15 protein-coding genes and 3 pseudogenes are annotated in these 23,619 nt (G+C 71.2%); 8 read left to right on the plus strand and 10 right to left on the minus strand.

Going from position 1 to position 23,619, the window contains the following annotated elements:
- Positions 1 to 380 precede the first annotated feature (380 nt).
- Both AC5WRT_RS15095 and AC5WRT_RS15100 read left to right on the plus strand, forming a co-directional pair.
- Positions 381 to 620 carry a hypothetical protein gene (locus AC5WRT_RS15095; RefSeq protein WP_496093795.1) on the plus strand — a complete coding sequence of 80 codons (240 nt, stop codon included), beginning with the start codon at positions 381 to 383 and terminating at the stop codon, positions 618 to 620.
- A gap of 320 nt (positions 621 to 940) precedes the next feature.
- Positions 941 to 1,282 carry a hypothetical protein gene (locus tag AC5WRT_RS15100; RefSeq protein ID WP_496093796.1) on the plus strand — a complete coding sequence of 114 codons (342 nt, stop codon included), beginning with the start codon at positions 941 to 943 and terminating at the stop codon, positions 1,280 to 1,282.
- 76 nt (positions 1,283 to 1,358) lie between these two features.
- Here AC5WRT_RS15100 and AC5WRT_RS15105 read toward each other — a convergent pair whose 3' ends face one another.
- Positions 1,359 to 2,171: a phosphatase PAP2 family protein gene (locus AC5WRT_RS15105; RefSeq protein ID WP_496093797.1), complete on the minus strand. Its 813-nt coding sequence runs from the start codon at positions 2,169 to 2,171 to the stop codon at positions 1,359 to 1,361.
- Positions 2,172 to 2,770: 599 nt separating this feature from the next.
- Between AC5WRT_RS15105 and AC5WRT_RS15110 the strand changes: the two genes are divergently transcribed.
- On the plus strand, positions 2,771 to 3,871 hold the full coding sequence (locus AC5WRT_RS15110) for a metallophosphoesterase family protein (protein WP_496093798.1): 1,101 nt from the start codon (positions 2,771 to 2,773) through the stop codon (positions 3,869 to 3,871).
- A gap of 151 nt (positions 3,872 to 4,022) precedes the next feature.
- Here the strand turns inward: AC5WRT_RS15110 and AC5WRT_RS15115 are convergent, their stop codons facing one another.
- The 6 genes and pseudogenes from AC5WRT_RS15115 to AC5WRT_RS15140 all read right to left on the minus strand — a co-directional run bounded on the left by AC5WRT_RS15115 (position 4,023) and on the right by AC5WRT_RS15140 (position 14,505).
- On the minus strand, positions 4,023 to 5,381 hold the full coding sequence (locus AC5WRT_RS15115; protein ID WP_496093799.1) for an MBL fold metallo-hydrolase: 1,359 nt from the start codon (positions 5,379 to 5,381) through the stop codon (positions 4,023 to 4,025).
- Positions 5,382 to 5,966: 585 nt separating this feature from the next.
- Positions 5,967 to 6,563: a TetR/AcrR family transcriptional regulator gene (locus tag AC5WRT_RS15120; RefSeq protein ID WP_496093800.1), complete on the minus strand. Its 597-nt coding sequence runs from the start codon at positions 6,561 to 6,563 to the stop codon at positions 5,967 to 5,969.
- A gap of 286 nt (positions 6,564 to 6,849) precedes the next feature.
- Positions 6,850 to 7,536: an NADPH-dependent F420 reductase gene (locus tag AC5WRT_RS15125; protein WP_496093801.1), complete on the minus strand. Its 687-nt coding sequence runs from the start codon at positions 7,534 to 7,536 to the stop codon at positions 6,850 to 6,852.
- 325 nt (positions 7,537 to 7,861) lie between these two features.
- Positions 7,862 to 9,559 (minus strand): annotated as a pseudogene (locus AC5WRT_RS15130) (SpoIIE family protein phosphatase); the annotation flags it as partial.
- Between the two features lie 1,917 nt (positions 9,560 to 11,476).
- Positions 11,477 to 11,683 (minus strand): hypothetical protein, encoded by a 207-nt coding sequence (locus AC5WRT_RS15135; RefSeq protein WP_496093802.1) that lies wholly within the window; start codon positions 11,681 to 11,683, stop codon positions 11,477 to 11,479.
- Between the two features lie 461 nt (positions 11,684 to 12,144).
- Entirely contained in the window at positions 12,145 to 14,505 is a 2,361-nt protein-coding gene (locus AC5WRT_RS15140) for an alpha-amylase family glycosyl hydrolase (protein WP_496093803.1), read from the minus strand.
- Between the two features lie 391 nt (positions 14,506 to 14,896).
- Here AC5WRT_RS15140 and AC5WRT_RS15145 point away from each other — a divergent pair, with 391 nt between their 5' ends.
- The 4 genes and pseudogenes from AC5WRT_RS15145 to AC5WRT_RS15160 all read left to right on the plus strand — a co-directional run.
- Complete coding sequence (locus AC5WRT_RS15145; protein WP_496093804.1) at positions 14,897 to 15,610, plus strand: FadR/GntR family transcriptional regulator; 714 nt, start codon at positions 14,897 to 14,899, stop codon at positions 15,608 to 15,610.
- Positions 15,611 to 15,623: 13 nt separating this feature from the next.
- The gene (locus AC5WRT_RS15150; protein WP_496093805.1) at positions 15,624 to 16,445 is read left to right on the plus strand and encodes a sterol desaturase family protein; all 822 of its coding nucleotides are present in this window, start codon (positions 15,624 to 15,626) and stop codon (positions 16,443 to 16,445) included.
- Between the two features lies 1 nt (position 16,446).
- The gene (locus AC5WRT_RS15155; protein ID WP_496093806.1) at positions 16,447 to 17,127 is read left to right on the plus strand and encodes a lysoplasmalogenase family protein; all 681 of its coding nucleotides are present in this window, start codon (positions 16,447 to 16,449) and stop codon (positions 17,125 to 17,127) included.
- A gap of 133 nt (positions 17,128 to 17,260) precedes the next feature.
- Positions 17,261 to 17,371, plus strand: a pseudogene (locus tag AC5WRT_RS15160) (integrase core domain-containing protein); the annotation flags it as partial.
- Here the strand turns inward: AC5WRT_RS15160 and AC5WRT_RS15165 are convergent.
- Positions 17,368 to 19,278, minus strand: coding sequence for an alkyl/aryl-sulfatase (locus tag AC5WRT_RS15165; RefSeq protein ID WP_496093934.1), 1,911 nt, complete (start codon positions 19,276 to 19,278; stop codon positions 17,368 to 17,370). The pseudogene AC5WRT_RS15160 and the gene AC5WRT_RS15165 sit on opposite strands and share 4 nt — an antisense overlap.
- Positions 19,279 to 19,447: 169 nt before the next feature.
- A complete protein-coding gene (locus AC5WRT_RS15170) occupies positions 19,448 to 21,268 on the minus strand; it encodes an FAD-dependent oxidoreductase (protein ID WP_496100310.1) in 1,821 nt (606 codons plus the stop codon).
- A 235-nt stretch (positions 21,269 to 21,503) separates the two neighbouring features.
- Here AC5WRT_RS15170 and AC5WRT_RS15175 point away from each other — a divergent pair.
- A pseudogene (locus AC5WRT_RS15175) lies at positions 21,504 to 22,643 on the plus strand (PucR family transcriptional regulator); the annotation flags it as partial.
- On the opposite strand, the gene AC5WRT_RS15180 reads toward AC5WRT_RS15175, so the two are convergent.
- Positions 22,556 to 23,551 (minus strand): SUMF1/EgtB/PvdO family nonheme iron enzyme, encoded by a 996-nt coding sequence (locus tag AC5WRT_RS15180; RefSeq protein ID WP_496093808.1) that lies wholly within the window; start codon positions 23,549 to 23,551, stop codon positions 22,556 to 22,558. The pseudogene AC5WRT_RS15175 and the gene AC5WRT_RS15180 overlap by 88 nt on opposite strands.
- Between the last annotated feature and the right edge of the window lie 68 nt (positions 23,552 to 23,619).

Here is a 23,619-nt window from a genome sequence, read left to right on the forward strand (position 1 = left end):
GGAACCACCCGACGATACATCGGACACCGAAACTCCTGTGACGAACGAGCGGGGGCCCGGGCTGCCGCCGTTCGAGGCGCGGGCGGCGGGCCGTACCCGAGGCGGATCCGGATACTCATCCTCCATGTCCGCCCGGGTCGGTTCCGAGGCCACCGGGTCCACCTCGCGGGGCAGGACAATCCGCGTCTGCTCACCGAGGCCGGCACCCGGCTGCGCCGCGCCCAGCGCTCCTCGATCCGCACCGATGACCCGTGGGAGGCCCTCCCCGTGGCGCGGGTCGAGGTGTTGCAGGTGCTCGGCGAGCACTCTTCGGCACGGACAGCGACTCTGCCGCCCGGCGGCGCCCGGCCCCGAGCACGGTCAGCGGGCTGATCGGTCAGATGATCACGGCCGGGCCGGTGCGTGCGCCGTCGATCGCCGGGCAGGCCTCCGTCGTCGCACTCACCGAAGCGGGCCGTGAGAGGCTCACCGCGTGGACGACCGCCCACGAACGTCGCGTCGGCGCCGCGCTCACGACCCTCGGCGGCAGTGACCGCGCAGTTGTCGCGAAAGCGCAGCCGGCTCTCTGCCAACTGGCCGAACGCCTCGGCGAATCAGCCGCTGACACCGATCCGGCGTGATTCCGCCGCAGCCGCGGAGGCACGCCCGGCCGTGCAGGTGGTGGGCAGGCGGTCATGGCCGGCGGCCGAGGCGGTGGCAACCGTCTGTCATGCCCGGCGTGTGCGAGGCGCTCAGGTCGCGGCCTGGCACCCCCTGGCCTAGCCTGTCAGGGAGGCTTGTGCGCGCCGTACGCACTGTCCGATGCGGCAGATACCTCAAATGCGGCCAGAAGCCCCGGCCTCCACCGTGTGGGTCCGGTCGACCAACGGCAACCAGCCAGTGCGTCGGGGCCGGTGAGGGTCTGTGACTGCCGACTCGCTTCCCAATTACGGAGGAAGTCATGCACGCGAAGCGACTGAGTGTCCTCCTCGCCACCCCGGTGGCCGCCGCCGCTCTTCTGCTCCCGCTGTCCACGAACGCGCAAGCGCAGCCGTTCGCGGCACCGTCCGGTCCCGCGGCGGCCGCGCAGCCTGCCGCGCCGAGGATCACCCCGTACGACCAGGGTTACAAGGACGGGTACCGGGACGGCCTGGTGTACGCCCGTGACTGCATCCGCGGCGACACCCGTGGACGGAGCGGTAAGTCCGGAGCGTCCGCCGAGTACAACCGTGGCTATGTCGCCGGCATCGTGGCGGCCTACCGCTACATCCACCGGACCTACTGCGGATTCGGGCCCCGCTGATCCGTCATGCGCCCCCGCTGCCGGGTCTTGGGAGGCCCGGCAGCGTGACGTGGAGTCCGCGCGCGGCAGTTGAACGCTACGTCGGATACCGGACCTTGGCGCCGGGGTAACCGGACGACGCCTCGGTCCGTGACGCGACACCAGGACGCACCGCGTCAACGGCACGCAGAACGGGTCCGGTCAGGGCGAGGCCGATTCCCATGACCAGGACGCCGGCGGCGGCATCGAGCAGGTAGTGGTTGGCCGTACCGAGCACCACCAGGACGGTGACCACGGGGTAGAGCGCTCCAAGGGCCCGCACCGGCCAGTGCCGTGCGAAGCGGAAGAGTACGACTCCGCACCACAGGGACCAGCCGACATGCAGGCTCGGCATGGCCGCGTACTGGTTGGTGAGGTAGCCCAGGCCGCGTGGCGCGCTCGCGTCGGCACCCCACCAGCCGTAGGAGCTGTACTGCGCCATGGTGTCGACGAAGCCGTAACCTCCGGTCAGCAGCCGGGGCGGCGCGGTGGGCAGTACGGTGAAGCCGATCAGGCCGATCAGGGTGGAGAGCATCAGCCAGGTGCGGGCCGCCCGGTAGCGCTGCGGGCGACGCCGCCACAGCCATACCAGGACGGCAGGCGTCACGATGTAGTGCAGCGACGCGTAGGCGAAGTCGGCGGGCACCCCCAGCACGGCGTGCGTCGTCAGGAGTCGGTTGAACCAGTGCTCCGGGTCCAGGGGTACCAGCTGCTCGAGGTGCAGGATGTCGGCGCCGTGCCGCATGGCCTCAGCCGTCTCGCCTCTGATGAGCAGGCGTATCCCGGAGTAAAGGGTGTAGACGACGGCTATGAGGGGCAGTTCGGTTCGCCAGTGAAGGCGACCGCGATGCGCCGCGGCGGTGATCGTCATCCTGATGTGTCTCCTGGTCGCCCGACGGCCGCGGGTCGACGGTCATGAGGTGGTCGTCCTGTTCCGGCTTCACCGACACTGATACGGACACCGAACAGAACGTCGCCCGAACATGTCGACCACAAAATACATCGGTCACCGAAGTGGCTGGCGGGCGGGCTGCAGCAGGCGGGCGCCGTTGCGGGTCGGCCCGGTCCGGCGCTTTCCAGGAGGCAGACGACCGGTCGATGCCGGGCATCAGGCGGGGCGGATACCTGCTGCCGCGAGAAGACCCCTGCTCCCGCCCTCCCGCCACGGCCCCGCCGCCCCGCGACCGCGCGCCGATCCAGGGCTCCCCGCTCCGGCAGCACGCCCACGGCCACGGTCAGGGAAGGGGGCGGGCCACCGGGCGCCGGGGAGCCGCTCCGTGCATGTCGTCGCGCGTCAACACGGGCCGGGGCGGGGGGAGTCCGTGGCCGGAAGTGCGACGGCACCCAGCACTGAACGGCCATCTTCATCACCCCCGCAGTTCGCCCTCCGGTCGGATGCCGTGCGCCCACGGCCACGATCATGGCGCCCCGTCCGCCCATTCGGATGGGGCGGGGAAGGAGCCTGCTGGAATGAGACGTCGCACCCTCGCCGCCCTGGCCGCCTCCGGCGCCCTACTGCTCACCGCCACCGCGGCGATGGCCGAGAGCGCTCACAACTCCTGGCCGTACCAGGCCACGTCGGACCGGACGGCCGTGCTCGCGGCGGTCGGTGACATCGCGTGCGAGCCCGACGGGGACGACCAGGGTGTCGACGCCAAATACCTGTGCAACGGCACCCGCCGGAGCGCACAGACGCTCACGGCCGACCAGATCGAGAACATGCAGCCCGATCTGGTGGCCCTGCTGGGCGACGAGCAGTACCAGGTCGGCCGTTACAACGACTTCATGGGCTCGTTCGACCGGACCTACGGCGCTTTCAAGTACCTGCAGCGGCCGGCACCCGGCAACCACGAGTTCTACGACTACAAGGACGGGGAGAAGGGCGTCGGCGGCTCGGGCTACTACTCGTACTACAACGGCCGCAGCCTGGACTCCGCGGGCAGTCCGCTCGCCGACGCCCAGGGCCAGCCCGTACCCCGCGCGCAGGGCCAGGCGGGCACCGCAGGCCAGGGCTGGTACTCCTACGATCTCGGCGCCTGGCACATCATCTCCCTCAACGCCGAGTGCGCCGTGCAGAACGGCGGCTGCTCGCCGGACGGTGCCTGGGTCAAGCAGCAGACCGCATGGTTGCGTGACGACCTCGCCACGGACCACGCGGCCTGCACCCTCGCCTACTGGCACCAGCCTGCGTTCAGCGCCAGCGCCTCACCCTCCGACGAGGGACAGATGTCGCAGACCGCCTGGTGGCCGTTGCTCTACAAGGCCGGCGTCGACGTCGTACTCAACGGCCACGAGCACCTCTACGCCCGGTTCGCGCCGCAGAACCCGCAGGGTGAGGCGGATCCGCACAAGGGCATCGCCGAGTTCATCATCGGCACCGGAGGCGAGGGACTGGACACTCTGGCCCCCGCCGACCAGTCGCCCAACCGGGTCACCGGCAACGACACCTCCTACGGTGTCAGCCGCTTCAGCCTGAAGCCGACGGGCTATTCCTGGAGCTACCAGGCCGCCAACGGCACCGGCTACGCCGACTCCGGCAGCGCCCGCTGCCACGGGCCCGCGGCCCGCTGACCGTTTCCTCCGGCGGGGGCGCCCGATCACCGGCCCCCGCGGTGGATCCGGGCTTGCTGGGTTCGTACCGTCGGTGCCGCCGAGACGGACCGGGTGTGATGAGCCGTGTCACCCGGCCGTCTCGGGGAGTTCGAAGGAGTACGGCAGGCCGTCAGCCGGTGACGACGGCCAGTCCCGCGTCGGCGGCGGCGTCGAATCCGTCGTCGACGGCCACCACGTCCCGTCCGGCGGCGTCCAGCAGCGAGGCGGCGATACCGGCCCGCATACCGCCGGCGCAGTGCACCCACACCGTGCCGGGAGGCACCTCGTCCAGCCGCTTGTGCAGTTGGTGGATGGGAATGTGCACGGAGCCCTCGAGGTACCCGGCCGCGCGCTCGGAGTCGCGCCGCACGTCCAGGACGACGATGCCGTCCGCGCCGTGCCCGGCCAGGCCGGCGAACGTGGACCGCGGGAAGGAGGCCAGGCGGACGCCCTCGGTCACCCACTCCTCGGGCGAGCCGGTCGCGGCGGCGGCGGGCCGGTCGATGCCCACCCGGACGAGTTCGCGCTGGGCGGCGGCCAGTTGCTCGGGGGAATCGGCCAGCAGGGTCACCGGCTTGCCCCACGGGATCATCCAGGCCAGATATGTGGCGATCCTGCCGTCCGCCTCGAAGTTGAACGAGCCGGCGACGTGGCCCTCGGCGAACGCGATACGGCTGCGCAGGTCGACCACCCACTCGCCGGCCGCGAGCCGGGCGGCGATCTCCTGGGCGTCCGCGACGGCCGGGGGAGTCAGGTCCACCGGAGCGGGGCCACCGGCGTTGGCCGGACCCATGTGCGCGTAGTAGGCGGGCACGTCGTCGAGGTCTGCGAGCAGCCGCGCGACGAAGGAGTCCACGTCCTGGGTCAGCGCGGCGTTGACCTTCTTCTCCTTGCCGATGGTGGTGGCATCCCCCTCGGCCTGCGCCGAGGAGCAGAAGCTGCCGAAGCCGTGCGTCGGCAGCACGGACGTCTCGTCGGGCAGCCCGGCCGCCAGACGGTGCGCGGAGGCGTGCTGGGCACGGGCCAGCCGCTCGGTCAGCCGCGGCTCGACCAGGTCCGGCCGGCCCACCGTGCCGATCAGCAGCGAACCACCGGTGAACGCGGCCACCGGCACGCCGTTCTCCTGCAGCACGTACGACGTGTGGTGCGGGGTGTGACCCGGGGTGGCCACGGCCCGCAGGTCCAGCCCGGAGTCGACGGTGACCGTGTCGCCGTCGGCCACCGGCACGCGGGCGAACGACACCCGCGCGCCGGCCGGCACCAGATAGGCGGCGCCCGTCACCCGGGCCAGCTCAAGCCCGCCGGTGACGTAGTCGTTGTGGATGTGGGTCTCCACCACGTGCGAGATCCGCACCCCGCGCCGGGCCGCCGCAGCAAGGACCTGGTCGAAGTCGCGCGGCGGGTCCACGGCCACGGCCGTCCGCATGCCGCCGGCCAGGTAGTGGCGGTTGCCGAGGCCTTCGAGCTCGATGGTGTCGATGAAGAACACGGAGACGTTCCTTCCCACGTTGATTACCCCCAGGGGTATGTCAACCGTAGCACGGATACCCCCTGGGGTACTTTTCGTGCCTGTCGTGGGCCGGGTGCCCGGCGAGGGGGGATCGTGGGGTGCGTCCGGGTGAGACGTGAACGCGTGAGGGCGCCCCTGCGGGCGGCCTGGAAGAGGTGAGGCCCGCGGGCGGCCCGCCTCCGCCCGCCCCGAGCGGGCGCCGCGGTCTCAGGGGCGGACGGTCACCCGGGCGGGGCTCGGTGCGCATGCCGGTGCCCGCCCGGGAGGCGGGGGCTCTGTCGAGCGGGGTTACGGACCTGTCCGTGGGTCGACACGGGCGTGGCCGCAGTGCCGGCCGGGAGCGGCCGCGGAGTGAGCCGCCGCCCTCCGCGCGAGGGCGTTCGCCCCCGGTCCGGCGAGGAGACCGGCTGCGGACCGAGGGTGCCGTCGGCCGGTCACAGCCGTGTCAGACCCTACGAGGTCGGGCCTGTGAGGGAGGCCGGCGCCGGGTCGGCGCGTGCGACGGGCGACGCCGTCCGCCCGACGGACATCTGCCGGTGCCACCGGCCTCGCGCCGCGCGGAGGTCACCCGTCCGGGGTGCGCAGCCCGGCCAGCACGAGGTCGACGGCCTGTCCGGCCCATTCCTGACGGCCGCCGCGACCGGCCAAGTAGTCGGCGTAGAAGGGCCCGAGCAACGCGGAGACGGCCGCCTCCAGATCGGCGTCCTGGCGGATCTCTCCCCGTTCCCGGGCCTGTTCGAGCACCTCGCGCAGCAGGGCCCGGCGAGGCAGCACGGTGCGGTCGCGCAGCAGGCCGAGCAGGTCGGGGGTGTGCGCCTCCTCCGCGAGGCAGGTGCCGATCAGGGCCATGCCGCGCACCCGTTGCACCGTCGCCGCGAAGTCCTCGAGGATCGCCACCAGGTCCTCTCGCGTGGCGCCGGTCGTGGGCGGGGCGCCCACCATGCGCACGGCGGCGAGGGCCGCCGTCAGCAGATCTGCCTTGGTCTTCCAGCGCAGGTGGATGGTGGACTTGCTGACCTGTGCGGACGCGGCCACCTGGCTCAGACTCATGCGGGTGTAGCCGTGGGACGCCAACAGCTCCAGGGCCGCGCGCAGGATCGCCTGGTCCTTCTCCGTGGACCGCGGCCGTCCCGCGCCCTTGCTCATGGTTGTCTCGCCCATTGCCGCAGGATAAGGGGTACACGCACCGAGCGGTTCGGTCCGGGATGTGCGGCGCGGGGCCGTGCGGCAGGCGACCCCGTTGTCCGACGCCGATGGCGGTGGTGCCCTCCCCGAGCGCGGCGACGGCCCACGACGTCCGGGCCGAGGACGCGCGGCCAGGAGCGGTCGGGGTGTCCGGAGCGGCCCAGGGCCAGTGCGTGCGTCAGCAGTCCTTCGGGCCGTACGCGGGCGCGCGGACCGTGCGCCGGTGGGGGATCTGCGGCGCGCGGCCCGCCGGGTTCTCGAGTCAGGCGCCGGCGACGTGGAAGTTGAAGTCGGCGTGGCCGAGTGCGCCCCACAGCCGCAGCCAGATCGGTAGCAGCATCTCCGTTCCGCGCGCGGTGCTGATGTCGCCGAGGTCGATCACGCTCCCGGCGGGCCAGCCGAACTCGGCCAGGAGTCCGGTGACGCGCTTCTTGGCGTCGGTGTCGTCGCCCGAGACGAAGACGTGGTGCGTCCCGGCCACGCGGGACGGCTCCACCATGACCGCCGCGTTCATGGTGTTGAGGGTCTTGACGACCTTGGCCTCGGGGAAGGCGCGCTGGATCCGTTCGCCGAGGCTGTCGGTGTTGACCGGGTTCAGCGTCGGAGGCATGCCGGCGGAGAAGTCCAGCGGGTTGGCGATGTCGACGAGGACCTTGCCGGCCAGCCGGTCGCGGCCGGCCGCCTCGAGCGCCTGCAGCGAGGCGGCGCCGGCCGTGGTGTTGATCACGACGTCGCCGAAGGCGGCGACGTCCGCGAAGGACAGCAGCCGCACCTGCGGGTGCCGTGCCAGCCACTGGGTGACGGGCGGGTTGCCATAGGCGTCGGGGTCGGTACGGGCGAGGGTGGCCTCGGGGTCGCGGGTGCCGAGGGCGACCTCGTGGCCGAGGGTGGCGAGCTTGCCGGCGATGGTCTGGCCGACGACGCCGGTGCCCAGGACTGCATAACGCATCGGGGCGGTTCCTTCCAGGGGATGGTGTCGGCGCATGCACGCCGTACCGATAAAACTAAACCGAGTGGTTCGGTATTTCAACCTGGATGGGCCGACGCCCCGCGGAAGACGGACGTCGGTCGTGGCCCGGTGCGGTGCGCCGCCCCACTGCCCCGGCAGACGGGCCACGCGCGCAAGGCGGCCTCGGCGCTGCTCGCCGAGGCGGCCCTCGCCAGGAGCGCCGAAGTGAGCCGGGCCACCGTCCACCAGCGCTGGAAGACCGAGGTCCCCGCCGCCCGCCCCGAGCGGGCGGCGGGGCGGGCGGCCGGGCCACGAACGACGCCGGTCAGCCCGCCGTCGCCGGTGTCGCCTGCTCCGCCCAGATGACCTTGCCGTCCTCGGTGTAGCGCGTGCCCCAGCGCTCGGCGAGCTGGGCCACGAGGAAGAGGCCTCGTCCCCCCTCGTCCGTGCTGGCCGCATGGCGCAGGTGCGGCGAGGTGCTGCTGTGGTCGAAGACCTCGCAGATGAGCGCACGGTCGTGGATCAGACGCGCCTTGATGGGCCCTGTGGCGTGGCGCATGGCGTTGGTGATCAGTTCGGTGCAGATCAGCTCCGTGGTGTCCACGAGGTCCGTCAGCTCCCACTCCATGAGCCGGGCGGAGACGGCAGCGCGGACGCGGCGAACGGCGGCAGGATCGCACTCCACGTCCCACTCGGCGACCTGTCCGGGTCCCAGCACCCGGGTACGGGCGACGAGCAGGGCGATGTCGTCGCTCCGGTGCTCCGGGAGCAGGGCGTCGAGCACGGCGTCGCAGATCTCCTCGGGCGACTGCTCCGCGCGCGCCAGCGTCTCGCGGAGCAGCCGGAGCCCGGTGTCGACGTCCAGGTCGCGGCGCTCGACGAGACCGTCGGTGAACAGGACGAGTCTGCTGCCCTCGGGAAGACGCAGCTCGGCGCACTCGAAGGGCAGACCGCCGATGCCGAGGGGCAGGCAGGACGGCACGTCCAGGAACTCCACTGTCCCGTCGGGGTGTACGAGCGCGGGCGCAGGGTGGCCGGCGCTGGCGATGGCGCAGTCGCCGGACACGGAGTCGTAGACCGCGTACAGGCAGGTGGCGCCGGTGACGGTGGTCTTGTCGCCGGCCGCGATCGCGTCCTGGTCGATGAGGGCCACCAACTCGTCGAGGTGGCTGAGGAGTTCCTCGGGCGACAGGTCCAGCGGGGTCGAGAAGTTGTGCACGGCCGTGCGCAGCTGCCCCATGGTGGCTGCGGCATGCAGTCCGTGCCCGACGATGTCGCCCATGACCAGTGCCACCCTGGCGCCCGGCAGCGGGATGACGTCGAACCAGTCGCCGCCGACTGCCTGCGCGGGGAGGTATCGGGAAGCGACCTCGACGGCGTTCTGTTCGGGCAGCGCGCGGGGCATCAGCCTCCGCTGCAGCGCCACGGCCAGGCCGTGCTCGCGGGTGTAGCGGCGCGCGTTGTCGAGGGAGACGGCGGCTCGGCTGGCCAGTTCGGCCGCGAGGGAGAGATCTTCCTGATCGAAGGGCTCGGGCCTCTCGGAGCGCCAGAAGTGGACGATGCCCAGCAGCACGCCGCGGGCGGACAGGGGCGCGGTGATGAGCGAATGGATCCCGTAGTCGACGATGCGGGAGCCCCGCGCGGGGTCCACCTCCTGCCATCGCGTGGCATCACGCAGACGAGGCACCAGGACCGCCTGCCCGCTCTCGACGCTGCGGGCCTGCGGTGAGGACGGCCCGTAGGCGATCAGGTCGCCGACGGCGAAGAAGGGAGCGTCGTCGCGGATGCCGCTGATCGCCGCGCGCTGCATCCGCTTCCTGCCGTCGCGCATGCCGTTCATCCCGAGATCCTCGTCGCGCAGCACGGACTCGGCCAGGTCGACGGCTACGTAGTCGGCGAAGCGCGGAACCGCGACCTGCGTCAGCTCTTCGGCCGTACGGGTCACGTCGAGGGTCGTGCCGATGCCGCCGGTCGCGTCGTAGAGCAGCCGCAGCCGCCATCGGACCAGCTCGACCCTCTGTGACGCCTCGCCGATCATCTCCATCACTTCCTCGGTGCCGACCTCCTCCTCTCCGGCCACCGCGGCGACCGCAAGCCGTGCGGACGCGGCGCCCACCGAGCCGGCGAGCTGGGCTTCCGCGTGATGGACCAGCTCCGGCGGCGCCTCGGCTGCCAGTGAGTCGGGTCTCCTTCCGGGGGAGGAGCGCATCGCCCGCTGGGCGCCCTCCCGCCCGAGGAAGCGCTCCAGCAGGGTCTGCAGTTCGCCGACCGTGACACGGACCTGCCAGCGCCGCTCCCTGGCAGGCTCTTCCAGGATTTCGACGAACTGCACGGCCTGCGCCCGCTCGGCAGCGTTCGGCCGGTCGGCGAGGGAGACCGCGACGTACCCGCCGAAGTTCAGCAGTGCGCTCCAGAACATCGCATGGCTGATCGGGTCCATCCCCGCCAGACCGAACAGGTGCTGTGGCCGCAGCAGCCCGATGCCGAGCGGGCCCTCCCGAAGGAAGGAAGCAGACAGCAACCTGGCATCGGCGAAGGTCGGCAGCACCAGGGTGTACGCCCATACGGCGAATCCCGCCACCAGGCCGGCCAGCACGCCGCGGCGGGTACCACGTTTCCAGAACAGGCCGCCCAGGATGGCCGGCGCGAACTGTGCCACAGCCGCGAACGACACCAGGCCGATCGACACCAATGCCGTCTGCTCGCCTGCAACCCGAAAGTACGCGTACCCGAGCAGCAGGACCAGCACGATGGTCGCCCGGCGAATGCCCAGCACCAGCCCGGCGAGGTTGTCCCGGTGCGCCAGCCGGGACTTGCTGCGCAGCAGCAGCGGCATCACGAGTGAGTTCGACACCATGGTGCTGAGTGCGATCGTCTCGACGATGACCATGCTGGTGGCCGCGCTGAGGCCGCCGATGAAGACGAGCAGTGCGAGTGCCTGCTGGCCTCCGGCCATCGGCAGGGTCAGCACATAGGTGTCGGCGTCGACGGCCTTTCCGAACCGCAGAAGCCCGCCGGCCGCGATCGGAAGCACGAAGATGCTGATCGCGAGCAAGTAGAGCGGGAACAGCCACATCGCCCGTTTGAGGTGCTTCTCGTCGACGTTCTCGACGACGCCGATCTGCCACTGCCGGGGCAGCAGCACGATCGCCAGCATGGACAGCACCGTGAGCCAGACCCACATGCCGTAGCCGGTCTGCTCGCGCAGCGTGAACAGCGTGGTGAGGCCGGCGTCCGCGGCCCGGGAGAACAGGTCGTGGAGCCCCCCGAACATCCAGAAGACCACGAAAATCCCGGCCGAGAGGAACGCCACGAGCTTGACCACGGACTCGAACGCGATGGCGGCGACCATGCCCTCGTGACGTTCGGTGGCGTCCAGATGACGGGTGCCGAAGACGATGGTGAACGCGGCGAGCACCAGCGCCGCGTACAACCCGGTGTCCTGGAACAGCGGGATGTGGCTCAGCTTCGGGGTGGAGGTGACCTCGGGGTGCCGCCGAATGATCGCAAAGGTGATGGAGACCGCCTTGAGCTGCAGCGAGATGTAGGGGACAACCCCCACCACAGCGATGATCGTCACCAGACAGCCGAGCGCCGTGCTCTTGCCGTAGCGGGCGGAGACGAAGTCGGCCAGCGAGGTGACCCGGTGGCGGTGGCTGATCCGGACGATCCTGCGCAACACCAGCCAGCCCATCGCGAGCATGAGCGTCGGCCCCAGGTAGATCGGCAGGAAGCCGACTCCGGCCCTGGCGGCCCAACCGACGCTGCCGTAGTACGTCCACGAGGTGGCGTACACACCGAAGGACAGAGCGTAGACCGTGGCGTTGTTGATGATGCTCCGACCGGAGTCCGCCCGTCGGTCACCGTAGAACGCCACAGCGAAGAGCAGGCCGAGGTACCCGGCCGCAACAGCGACGATGAACCAGGTCCGGAGCACGGCCTACCTCGATCTGCCGCCGATCACGGCGACCAGACCGATCACGATCGCCCAGACGAGAAACAGGTAGGCCGCGAGAACGGGGACGCCGAAGACCTGGCCCATGTGATCGAACCGCGCCAGGAACGGCGGAACGATCAACACGAACCCCAGCACCGCCACGGCCGTCAGGCGCAGAACGAGCTGCTCGTCGTCTCGCGACTCCGCCATGAGCCGCCTCCCCATCCTCAATGTCACGCTCGGTGACGTACACCCGAATTTGACCGGTGTCACACCGCGGCGTCGTTCGGCGCCGTGGCAACGCGCACTCTGCTCAGTTCAACATGGCACCGGGACGCCCGCTACCTCGCCGGACCGCCGGCCGGCCCAGGCACGCCCGTCGAGGATCCGCCCCCTTGAAGTCGCTGGTCATGGGGCATGGTGTGCATCGTTGGTCCTGTTCTCCTGCTGATCGCGGGCGGTAGCCGGAGCTCGAGACGGTCCGCTGCCCCGGCGGTCACGTATCCGCGGGTACGCGGCACGCGCGAGGCGCCCGGACGTACGATCCGGGTCGTCGGGAGCAGCACGGGCGGAAGGTGCGCGGCCAGCTGGAGCAGCTCGTCGTCACCGGGCGGGATCGTGTGTCGGACGGTCGAACGGCTGCACGCCGACACGCCGACCACCACTGCCACTCACTTGGCGATGAGCAGGAGTGTCCCGCGGGCATGGAGGGTGTAGACGGTTCCGGCGCCGCCGATCAGGCTCTCCGAGCCCGGCCGGGCGACCTGGTCCGGGCCCTCGGCCCAGGTGGAGGTGTCCGTGACGCGGTACCAGTTCTTGCCCGCTCCCGGCGAGGGCAGGGTGAAGTCGACGTCTCCGGACCAGCCGTTGTAGCCGACGTACAACGCGGAGGTCGGATCGGAGAACTCGGTGCCGTCGACGCGCCAGGCGAGGGCGTGGTTGTTCGTGTCGTTCCAGTAGGTGCTGTCCGGGGTGGTGCCCGCGGGGGTGAACCACTGGAGCTGGCCCATGCCGTTGCCGTTGGTGTCGGAGACCGTGTAGAAGCCGGCCGGGCGCAGCGCCGGGTGGGTCTTGCGGAAGGCGATGAGCCGTTGGACGTAGGTGCGGAAGGTGCTCTGGTCGCCGGTCCAGGTCGTGGTGAGCCAGTTGGCGGAGGAGTCGAGGTTGTAGGGGTTGTTGTTGCACTTCAGGGAGCGCAGGTATTCGTCGCCGCCGGTCATCATCGGCGTCCCGGCGGACAGCATCAGGAAGGCGAAACCGTTGCGGGCGGCCTTGCGCTGGTCGGCGGCGACACCGCCCTGGTCCCAGGAGATGTTGGAGTCCGAGCCGCCGTCGGAGGGTCCGTACGGCCAGGGCTGGTTGTTGTTCTTGGCGTTGCACCGGTAGAGGTCGGCGAGGGTGAACCCGTCGTGGGCGACCATGAAGTCGATCGAGTTGAAGGGGGAGCGGCCGTCGTCCTGGTAGAGGTCCGAGGAGCCGCTGAAGCGGGTGGCGAGCTCGCCCGGGGTGACGTTCTCCACGCCCAGCGCGTTCTGGCTGCGGCGCAGTGCGTCGCGGAACTTGTCGTTCCACTCGGACCAGCCGGGCGGGAAGTTGCCCACCTGGTAGGTGCCGCTGCCGAGCGCCCAGGGCTCCGCGATCCAGTCGGTGCCGGTACCACCGCCGGCCGGCCGGGCCGGCATCAGGGCCGTGATGCGGTTCAGGGCGGTGCCGGGGTCGGTGCGGCTGAACTGGAAGCAGCCGGCCTGACAGGTGTTGCCGAGGACCGGCGCGAGGTCGAAGCGGAAGCCGTCGACGCCGAGGGAGTCCTTCCAGTACGCCAGGGAGTCGGTGATCAGATTGCCGGTGACCGGGTTGTAGGTGTTGACGTTGCCTCCCACGCCGGTGTTGTCCCACGGGCTCTGCATGTCGGACGTCAGCTCGTAGTAGGTGGGGTTGTCCAGGCCACGCAGTGACAGGAGGCTGTAGGTGTTCTTGTCGCTCGCGTTCCAGGGGCCGCCCTCGCCGGTGTGGTTGTAGACGACGTCCGTGAACACCTTGAGGCCGGCGTCGTGGTAGGCCTTGACCATCGCCTTGAACTCGCGAGTGGGACCACCCGGGGACTTGTCGGAGGCGTATCTGCGGTCGGGCGCGAAGTAGTCGAGGGTCGAGTAGCCCCAGTAGTCGTCCCCGGCGGTCGAGGTCGGGTCGACGTCGTTGGCGTCGTTCTGGGTCTCCTGGACCGGCAGGAACTCCACGGCGGTGACGCCGAGCGCGGCCAGATCGGCGGCCTTGAGGGCGGCTCCCGCATAGGTGCCGCGCTCGGCGGCGGGCACGGAGGGGTCGATCTCGGTGAGGCCGCGCACGTGGACCTCGTAGACGACGTCGTCCTTCAGGGCACGCGTCGGCTTGGTGCCGGTGCTCGTGGTGTCGTCGGGCAGCACGATGCCCTTCGGGGCGAGGGCGCCGTCGTCCACTGTGCGGTACTGCGGGCCGGTCCCGTAGGCCGTGCTGTCGGCGCCGCCCGGCGTGACGGGGTCGTGGCTGAGTTCGCGGGCGTAGGGGTCGGTGAGGAGTTTGTCGGGGTCGAAGCGGTTGCCGGCCGCGTCGACGTCGGCGATGAATCCGGCGCTCGATCCCTTCGTCCAGGCCGGGTCGTAGGGCCAGTTGGGGCCCCAGGCGCGGTATCCGTAGTAGACCGCGCCGGTGATCCCGTACTGGCCCTGGATGGTGGACACCGGCACACTGGTGGACCAGACGTTCGTGGTGGCGTCCTTGGTGAGCGGGACGACCGCGGCCTCCTGGCTGCCCAGCGCGGTGCGGTAGAGGTACAGGTCGATGCGGGTGGCCCGGGACGAGAAGATCCGGAAGTCGATCGTCGTGCCCGCGGTGTCGTAGTGGGCTCCCAGCGCGCCGCCCGTCGCCGCCGCCGCGCGTGCCGCGAAGGGGCCGGGTCCGGCCAGGCCGCCGGCGCCGGTGGCGAGAACCAGGGCCGCGGCCATGGTGACCAGACGGCGTCGACCGCGGGGCAGAGCAGGGGGTATCGAGGTCATGGCGGCTCCCTGGGCGCAGGCGCACGGCGAAGGCATCGGCGTCGTCCACCGCGCCGATGGCTGAAATTCTTTGCAGAGCGTTGCCGCAAGATAGTGCAGGGGCCCTGAACGGTGAAGACCTCGCGCAGAGTTCGCCGGCGCTTCGAGAGCGGCCGCCCGTCGTCGATCAGCAGGGTGGTGCCGGGCTGCGATCACGGACGGCCGGGCTGGTGACGCCGGGTGACTGGGCCGTCCGCACGGCCCCCTGGCGCGTACCGGCTCCTGACGGCGGTGGTTGGGCCGGCCGGGTTGCGTGCCGGGCACGGCGCGTACCTGCCCCCGGGACGAGGGACTGCAGAAAAACTGGTCCAACCAGTTGACCAGTGGGCCCGTCGCCTTCACCCTGATCGCCATGAATCAGGGACTCATCCGGCGCGAGGCGGTCTCCGACCAGCTCTTCGCCCTGCTGCGCGACAGGATCCTCGGCGGGGACCTGCCGGCCGGTGCCGCGCTCACCGCCGAACGGGATCTGGCAGCCGAGTTCGGGGTCAACCGGCATGCCGTCCGCGAGGCCGTCAAGCGTCTCCAGCAGGCACGGCTGGTCGAGGTCAGCCACGGAGGCCGCACGCTCGTCCTGGACTGGCGGCGCACCGCCGGCCTCGACCTCGCCATGGGCATCGCGGCGGCCGACGCCGGGCCTTCGGTGGCGGACCTCACCCGCGACGCCCTGGAGATGCGGGCGTGCATCGGCGCCGACGCGGCCCGGCTGTGCGCACTGCGCTGCTCCGAGACCACCGCCGGCGAGATCGTCGAGGCCGCGTCCCGCTATGCGCGCACCGGACCCGATCTGACCGAACTGGGCGACGCGGACGTCGCCTGGTGGCGGCTGATTGTGCAGGGTTCCGGGAACGTCGCCTACCTGCTGGCCTTCAACAGCCTGGTGGGTGGCACGCTCCCGGTCGCCGACGTGCCGGACGACCTGCGGACCGCGGAACTCCTCGACGTCGAAGCACATCGGCGGCTGGCAGCGCACATCGCCGCACGCGAGGCCGAAGCGGCCGAACGACTGGCGCGCGAGCTGCTGTCCCGCAGCGTGCCCGCGACGCCGCGGAAGGCGGTGCGCTGACATGATCCCGGCCGTGGTCTATGCGATACCGGCGTTCGTGCTGCTGGTCGTCGTCGAGGCACTGTCCTACCGCTTCCTGCCGGACGACGACGAGCGCGGCTACGAGCTGCGCGACACCGTCACCAGCATGTCCATGGGCGCCGGCAGCCAGGTCGTCGCGATGCCCTGGAAGGCGGTGACGATCGTGGTGTACGCGGCTCTCTTCGCCGTCGCCCCCTGGCATCTGTCGCCGTCCTCCGCGTGGACGTGGGCGCTGCTGTTCTTCGGTGACGACCTGGCGTACTACGCCTTCCACCGCGCCCACCACCGGGTGCGGGTGCTGTGGGCGAGCCATGTGGTCCACCACTCCAGCGTCCGCTTCAACCTCTCGACGGCCCTGCGCCAGAGCTGGACGCCGATGACGGGCCTGCCCTTCTGGCTGCCGCTGGCACTGCTCGGCGTACCGCCCTGGATGATCCTGCTCCAGCAGGCCTTCAGCCTCGTCTACCAGTTCTTCCTGCACACCGAGCGGGTGGACAAGCTGTGGCGGCCGGTGGAGTGGTTCTTCAACACGCCCTCCCACCACCGCGTCCACCACGGTTCGAACAACGTCTACCTGGACCGCAACTACGGCGGCATCCTCATCGTCTGGGACCGGCTCTTCGGCACGTTCGAACCGGAGGGCGAGCGGGTGGTGTACGGCCTGACGAAGAACATCGACACCTACAACCCGGTGCGGGTGGCCTTCCACGAGTTCGCGGCCGCCTGGCGCGACGTCCGAGCGGCGCGGCGCTGGCGCGACCGTGCCGGGTATCTGTTCGGGCCGCCCGGCTGGGCACCCCGGGTGGGCGGGTGACATGCCGCCGCTGATCGTCGCCTTCGCCGCTCTGGCCGCTGTCGACATCTGCGGGGTCGCGGCGGGCCTGCCGCCCCTGGAGTGGGTCGCCAAGCCCCTGTTGGCGCCCGTGCTCGCCGTCCATCTGTGGCGCCTGACGGGCACGCGGCACAGTCCGGTCCTGGCCGGTCTCGGTTTCGCCACCGCCGGGGACGTGGCGCTGATGCTGCCCGGCCGGGTGGCCTTCGCCGCCGGTATTGCCTTCTTCCTGGGCACTCAGTTGTGCTGGACGGCCGCCTTCCTGCGCGCGGGTGCCCTGCGGTACCTGCGTTCCCGCCGCCTGCTGTGCGCCGTCCACCTCGCCGTGTGGGTCGCTGCGGTCGCCGCTCTGGCTCCCGCGCTCGGGCCGGTCCTGGGCACCGCGGTGGCCGTGTACGCGTCGGCCCTGGTCGCCATGGCGCTGACCGCGCGCGTGCTGGGGCGCAGGGCGGCCTGGGGCGGGCCGGTGTTCCTCGGCTCGGACCTGCTCGTCGGGCTGGGAGCCGCGGGGACCGACTTCCCCGGGCGTGCCCCGCTCGTCATGGTGACGTACACGGCTGCCCTGGCCCTGATCGCCACCGCCCTCACCAGGCCCGAAGCACGGCAGGCGGTCCGGGTGCCCTCCGCACACCGTGGACCGCTCGGGACCCGCGCGATCGATTGACGCCCGGGAAATCCAGGGAACGCTCGAGTCTGCAGGGGTGCGGGCGGCGGGGTGCGGACGGAGCCGCGGACGTGGTGGCGCTCCCGGTGGAGGGGTGCCGGCCCGGTCCGGAAGTCCGGGCCGGCACTCCTGGCGGCAGGCAGCGATTCCCGACCGGCTGGACTGGTACAACCACCACCGACCCCACACCGGAATCGGTGGCCGGCCCCCACCCGTCCACAACCTCCCGAGACAGAACACCTAGGGCAGGGCGACGGGGAAGGCGAGGGAAGGCTCCTCCAGCAGCCCCAGCAGGATGAGCAGTGCCTGCAAGTCGCCCTCGACGCTGATCGTTCCGGCGGCCTCGGCCGAGACGAAGTCCGTCGTACCCAGGAGCGCCCGGTTGAACTCGGCTCTGGTCAGCCGGAGTACGGCGTCCGGCTGACCGACGCCGGGAGCGTCGCCGCGCATCGGGGTCAGCACCCCGTTGGCCAGCAGCAACGTCCATGTCTCCGCGGTGTCGGTGAACTCCCAGCGCAGCTGCAGCCGGTGGGCCGCGGCCGCCGGGCCGTCGAGGCGAACGGCCCACGACCGGAAGACCTGCAGCGTGGAGAGGGCCGGCACCATCGCCAGGCCGGAGCTGCCCGCCGTGGCGCGCCGGGCCTCGGCGGGCTGGCGAAGTTCGCGGGCGCCGCAGAGGTAGAAGTTGCGCCAGATGCCGTTCTCCGCGCCGTGGGCGAGCCGTTCGAACGTCGCCGCTTGCAGCTCCCGGGCGTCGGTGTGGTCGGGTTCGGCGAACAGCACATGATTGAGCACCTCCGCGACCCAGCGCAGGTCACCGGCGTCGAAGGACTCGCGGGCCTTCTTCACCACGGCCTCGGCGCCACCCATGAAGTCGACGTAGCGCCGGCCCGCCGCCTCGGGCGGGAGCTGCCACAGATGGGCCGGATTGCCGTCGTACCAGCCCATGTAGCGTTGGTACACGGCCTTGCTGTTGTGGCTGAGCGAGCCGTAGTAGCCCCGGGCGTGCCAGGCGTTGCCCAGGTCTCCCGGGAACTCCTGCAGCTCCTCTGCGATCTCCGTCGCCGTCAGGCCGCGGTTCATCAGGCGTACGGTCTGGTCGTGGAGATAGGCGTAGGCGTCCCGCTGCTCGGAGAGGAACGTGGTGAGTTCCGCGCGGCCCCAGGTGGGCCAGTGGTGGGAGCCGATCAGCACGTCGGCGCGGTCGGCGAAGAGCTGGACGGTCTCCGTCAGGTATCCCGCCCAGGCCTGGGCGTCGCGAACCTCGGCGCCGCGCAGGGTCAGCACGTTGTGCAGGGTGTGGTTGGCGTTCTCGGCCACCAGCAGGACCCGGTGACCGGGCAGCAGGAAGTTCATCTCGCTGGGCGCCTCGGTGCCCGGAGTCAGCTGGAAGACCATCCGGACCCCGTCGACGACCAGCTCCTCCCCGGTGCGGGTGATCAACACGGTGGGGGCGATCAGGCCGAAGCGCCCGCTCGAGGTGGCCTGGCCCAGGCCGAAACCGATCATTCCCCTGGGATCGGCCGACAGCGACCTGCCGTACATGTAGCCGGCCCGGACGAGCATGGCGGGCCCGGCGATGACGTTCTCGCCGACCGCGTGCTCCATGAAGCCCTCGGGGGCGATCACCGGGACGTGCCCGGCGGTGACGTCCGCACGGTCCACCACACCGCCCGCACCGCCGAAGTGGTCGAGGTGGCTGTGGGTGTAGACGACGGCGCTGACCGGCCGCTCACCGCGCAGGCTGCGGTAGAGGGCGAGCCCGGCGGCGGCGCACTCCTCGCTGATCAGCGGGTCGATGACGACCACTCCGGTGTCGCCCTCGACCAGCGTCATGTTGGAGAGGTCGAAGCCGCGGATCTGGTAGACGCCCGGCACGACCTCGAAGAGGCCGTCGAGGGCATTGAGCCGGGCCTGCCGCCACAGACTGGGGTGGGCGGTCTCCGGGCAGTCCTGCTCCAGGAACGACCACCGCTCGTTGTCCCAGACGACACTGCCGGTCGCATCACGGATGATGCACGGGTCGAGACGTCCGACCAGGCCCCGGGTGGCGTTCTCCAGGTCGGTGGGGTCGTCCCAGTCGAGTTCGCTCGCGTTCACAATTCCTGCTTTCGGCTGGTGGGTCATCAGTAGGGCAGTGGCGTTCGGCATGGCGCGGGCCACCGTCTCGGGGATCTCGCGGTTGCGACCCAGGCCGCGCACACCATCCTGCTCGAGAATCGAGCGCGTTCCCGGCGGAGTCCTCGAGTGCCACGTGGTGGACACGGCCTGCATTTCCGTTCCTGGTCCATTCGTCACCTGGAGATCTCGGTCGTGCAGGTCAATTGCCGTGCTGGCGGCGCTCGGGGGTCTCCGTGCGGACGGTGGGGACGGGCAGGAGCGGGAGGCGCAGGGCGGCGAAGGCCGTGTGGGGCACGACGGGACGGGCCGGCTCGACCGGAGGGGTGTACCGGTAGGACTCGCCCTGGGCGGGCCGGGAGTCGCGTTCGCCCTTGTTGGGCCACATGGACATCGCGCGCTCGGCCTGGGCGGTGATGGTGAGGGAGGGGTTGACTCCCAGGTTGGCGGAGACGGTGGAGCCGTCGACGACGGTGATCCCCGGGTGTCCGTAGAGGCGGTGGTAGGGGTCGACCACGCCGGTTGCAGGGCTGTCGCCGATCGGGCAGCCGCCGATGAAGTGCGCGGTCAAGGGGATGTCGAGGAGTTCACCGACGGTGTGGCCCGGGAAGCCGTTGATCTCGTCGGCGAGCAGACGGGCGGCCTGCTCGGCGGCGGGGATCCAGGTCGGGTTGGGGGCCCCGTGTCCCTGGCGGGAGGTCAGCACGCCCCTGCCCCGGCGCACGCGCTTGAGGGAGACGGTGAGGGAGTTGTCCAGGGACTGCATGACCAGGCCGATGATGGCCCGCTCCGACCAGCGGCGTTTGCTCAGCGAGCGGGCGAAGAGGGCCGGGTGCCGGACGCAGGTGGCCAGGAAGCGCAGCCATCGCGGGCCGCGGCCGCCACCCGGGGCCTGGAGTACGGCCAGCAGCCCCATGGAGTTGGAGCCCTTGCCGTAGCGCACCGGCTCGATGTGGGTGTACTCGTCCGGGTGCATGGAGGAGGTGATCGCCACGCCCTCGGTGAAGTCGGTACGGCGTCCGTAGCGGCGGTCGGTGGTCTGCGCCGTGACGATGGCCTCGGAGTTGGTCCTGCTGAGGTGGCCCAGCCGGTCGGAGATGTGCGGAAGATCGCGGCGTGCCCTGAGCGTGTGCAACAAGGTCTGGGTGCCGTAGGTGCCTGCGGCGACCACGACGCGGCGGGCGGTGAAGCTGCGCTGCCCGCGCCTGCGGGAGTCGGTGCGACGGGTGTCGACGATGTAGCCGTCGCCCTCCTCCCTGATCCGGGTGACGGTGGTGAGCGGGTGGATCTCGGCGCCGCCGCGCTCGGCGAGGTGCAGGTAGTTCTCGGTGAGCATGTTCTTGGCGCCGTGGCGGCAGCCGGTCATGCACTCACCGCACTCGGTGCAGGCCCGGCGAGCAGGTCCCGCGCCGCCGAAGTACGGGTCGTCGACCTCCTCACCCGGCCGCACCCGGCGGCCGCAGCCCGCGTCCTCGCCGTCCCCGAAGAACACGCCGACCGGCGCCATGTGGAAGCTGGACCCCACCCCCATCTTCTCGGCAACCGTCTTCAGGTGGACGTCGGAAGGGGTCAGCGTGGGGTTCAGGCGCACCCCGAGCATGCGCTGCGCCTGGTCGTAGAAGGGCGCCAGTTCCTCCTGCCAGTCGGTGATGTGGCCCCACTGGGGATCGTCGAAGAACGCCTTCGGGGGCACGTACAGGGTGTTGGCGTAGTTGAGGGAGCCGCCGCCGACGCCGGCGCCGGCCAGGACGAGCACGTTGCGCAGCAGGTGGATGCGCTGGATGCCGTAGAGGCGCAGAGCGGGGGCCCACAGGTAGTTGCGCAGGTCCCACGAGTTCTTCGGAAGGTCGGCGGCGGTGAAGCGGCGGCCGGCCTCAAGGACGGCGACACGGTAGCCCTTCTCGGTCAGACGCAGTGCGGCCACCGAACCGCCGAAGCCGGAGCCGACCACGACGACGTCGTGGTCGAACTCGTTCTCCTCCGGCGGCCGGCCGTGGTCACGGGGGGCGGCGGGAGTTGTCATGGTCAGCCTCCGAGGGAGAGACGAGGGTGGCCACCGTCCGGGGAAGGGCGGGACCGTTTCGGGAGTCCGCCCCACGGGATTCGTCGGCGAGCGGCCGTCGGTGTCGACCGCTGTGCGCCTCCCGCGACAGGTGTGGCCACACGTTAAGCCGGAACGGCAGCCCGGAAGGATGTGCGGCTGCCCAGCACCAGCGGTGTCCGTTGTGCCGTCGCACCGGCGCGGGTAGCGTGAGGCCATGGAGTCGGCCGCCCCGGACATCGCGTCCGCGATCAAGCTGGTCGCGGGACGGGTCCTCGACGAGGTCGACGCCCTCCTCCTGGACATCGACGCGGCCATCTTCGAGGTGGCCCCGGTCCTGGCCGAGGACCCGACGCTGGCCGCGGAGAGCCAGGCCAGCAGCCGGGCGAACGTGCTGCGCTGGCTGACGGCCATGCAGGTGCGTCCCGGCGAGCCGGTTTCCCGGGACGCACCTGTGGAGACCCTCGACCTCGCCCGGACGCTGGTGCGCCGTGGCGCCGAACTCGACGCCCTCGTGCAGTCCTATCGCAGGGGCCAGAACGTGGCATGGCGGCGATGGATGGACCTCGCAGCCGAGACCGTCCCGTCCCGTGCCGACCTGGTCGAGGTGCTCCAGGTGTCCTCGGCCCTGATGTACGAATACGTCGACCGTGTGCTGGACACTGTCATCAGGCGCATGCAGCAGGAACGCCAGGACCTGCTCTCCGGGGCACTGGCCCGGAGAGCCGAGACGATCCGGCTCCTCCTCGACGGCGCCCCCATCAGCGCCGAACGAGCCGGCCGACAGCTCAACTACGACCTCACCGGAAGGCACGTCGCCGCGGTGCTGTGGTCCGATCCGCCGGGCGAGGTCCACGGGATGCTCGAGCAAGCTGCCGGAACTCTCTCGACGGTGGCCTGCTCGCGGCCGCCCCTCACCCTGCCTGCCGGCACGCGCACGCTGTGGGCATGGCTTCCGGTCCGCCACGAACCGGACTGCCAGGAACTCCGCGACGCCATCGCCCACACGGCTCCCAGGGTGCGCGCGGTCCTCGGCCCCCTCCGCGACGGCGTGACCGGGTTCCGGCGCAGCCACGCCGCGGCGCTCGCGGCCCAGCGGCTCCTGGCCGGCACACCCGACGGGGAGCAGCTCACCGCCTACCACGAGATCGAAGCCGTCGCCCTGGTCAGCCAGAACGAGGAGCGCATGGCGGAGTTCATCACCTCCACCCTGGGGCCGTTGTGCGGCGCCGATCCGGCGCACCTCACCCTGCGGTCCACCCTCCGGGTCTACCTCGACGAAGGCGGAAACGCCCCGCGGGCAGCCGAGCGGCTGCACACCCATCGCAACACCGTGCTGCACCGGGTCGCCCGCGCCGAAACGCTGCTGGGATACCGGGTCACCGAGCGCCGCCTGGCCGTGTCCCTCGCCCTGGAACTCATGCACCGCCTCGGCAGCCGGGCGCTGCCGCGGTGAGCGCCGCCCCCTTGGGGCGGAGCTGCTCGGCAAGGCGTCGCAATCCTCGCCCCTGGCGGAACGGGCGGGGAGCGGGCCATGTGGTGAAGGCCGAAGCCGTTCGGCCGGTACGCGTCCACCGGAGCCGTGCCCCGGTAGCCGTCCTCTGCGGTGTACTTCGTGGGGAAGTGACCCTGCCAGATGTTGCACATGTGCTCCCCGCCGGGAGTCGGCTCGTCGCCCCACGGGTAGCGACGCTGCTCGAGCCCGCCACGTGCCGCGCACTCCCACTCCGCCTCTGTGGGCAGTCGGCCGTCCGCCCAGCGGCAGCAGGCGTCGGCGTCGTTCCAGGAGACATGTACGACAGGATGACCTTCCCGGCCCGCCACGTCGCTGCCCGGCCCCTCCGGCGCGCGCCAGCAGGCCCCTTCGACGCCGCACCACCAGGGGGTTCCCTCCAGCCGGTGCGAGGTCCTGCGCAGGGCGCCGGGCAGAAAGGAGGCGAAGACGTAGGACCAGCCGAACCGCTCGGCCTCGGTGACATGGCCGGTGTGCTCGACGAACCGGGCGAATTCGGCGTTGGTCACCGTGTGGACGGCCATGCGGAACGGGCTGACGCGCACCCTGCGCACCGGGCCCTCGCCGTCGTCCGGAAAACCCTCCGAGCTGTCAGTACCCATGAGGAACTCGCCTCCCGCCAGCGCCACCGATCCACTCCGACCACCGGCCCTCCGAGAGCCGGGCACCAGTTCCACGGCCTCCGCGGACCCGGACGCGGACGCGCGCGAGGGATGGCAGCAACTGCGGTGCTGCGAGTCGGGGTTGCCCATGGGCGATCCTCTCCTGACTTCCTCGTCCTGCGGGCGGACCCACGAGCGCCGCTGTGCCGTGGCGGCCA

Source organism: Streptomyces sp. NTD91 (assembly GCF_059510455.1).

Coding starts and splice junctions, on each gene's coding strand:
- AC5WRT_RS15145 (WP_496093804.1), top strand. CDS start 14,897: ATGAATCAGGGACTCATCCGGCGCGAGGCGGTCTCCGACCAGCTCTTC.
- AC5WRT_RS15155 (WP_496093806.1), top strand. CDS start 16,447: ATGCCGCCGCTGATCGTCGCCTTCGCCGCTCTGGCCGCTGTCGACATC.
- AC5WRT_RS15100 (WP_496093796.1), top strand. CDS start 941: ATGCACGCGAAGCGACTGAGTGTCCTCCTCGCCACCCCGGTGGCCGCC.
- AC5WRT_RS15110 (WP_496093798.1), top strand. CDS start 2,771: ATGAGACGTCGCACCCTCGCCGCCCTGGCCGCCTCCGGCGCCCTACTG.
- AC5WRT_RS15140 (WP_496093803.1), bottom strand. CDS start 14,505: ATGACCTCGATACCCCCTGCTCTGCCCCGCGGTCGACGCCGTCTGGTC.
- AC5WRT_RS15165 (WP_496093934.1), bottom strand. CDS start 19,278: ATGCCGAACGCCACTGCCCTACTGATGACCCACCAGCCGAAAGCAGGA.
- AC5WRT_RS15105 (WP_496093797.1), bottom strand. CDS start 2,171: ATGACGATCACCGCCGCGGCGCATCGCGGTCGCCTTCACTGGCGAACC.
- AC5WRT_RS15095 (WP_496093795.1), top strand. CDS start 381: ATGATCACGGCCGGGCCGGTGCGTGCGCCGTCGATCGCCGGGCAGGCC.
- AC5WRT_RS15120 (WP_496093800.1), bottom strand. CDS start 6,563: ATGGGCGAGACAACCATGAGCAAGGGCGCGGGACGGCCGCGGTCCACG.
- AC5WRT_RS15135 (WP_496093802.1), bottom strand. CDS start 11,683: ATGGCGGAGTCGCGAGACGACGAGCAGCTCGTTCTGCGCCTGACGGCC.
- AC5WRT_RS15180 (WP_496093808.1), bottom strand. CDS start 23,551: ATGGGCAACCCCGACTCGCAGCACCGCAGTTGCTGCCATCCCTCGCGC.
- AC5WRT_RS15125 (WP_496093801.1), bottom strand. CDS start 7,536: ATGCGTTATGCAGTCCTGGGCACCGGCGTCGTCGGCCAGACCATCGCC.
- AC5WRT_RS15170 (WP_496100310.1), bottom strand. CDS start 21,268: ATGACAACTCCCGCCGCCCCCCGTGACCACGGCCGGCCGCCGGAGGAG.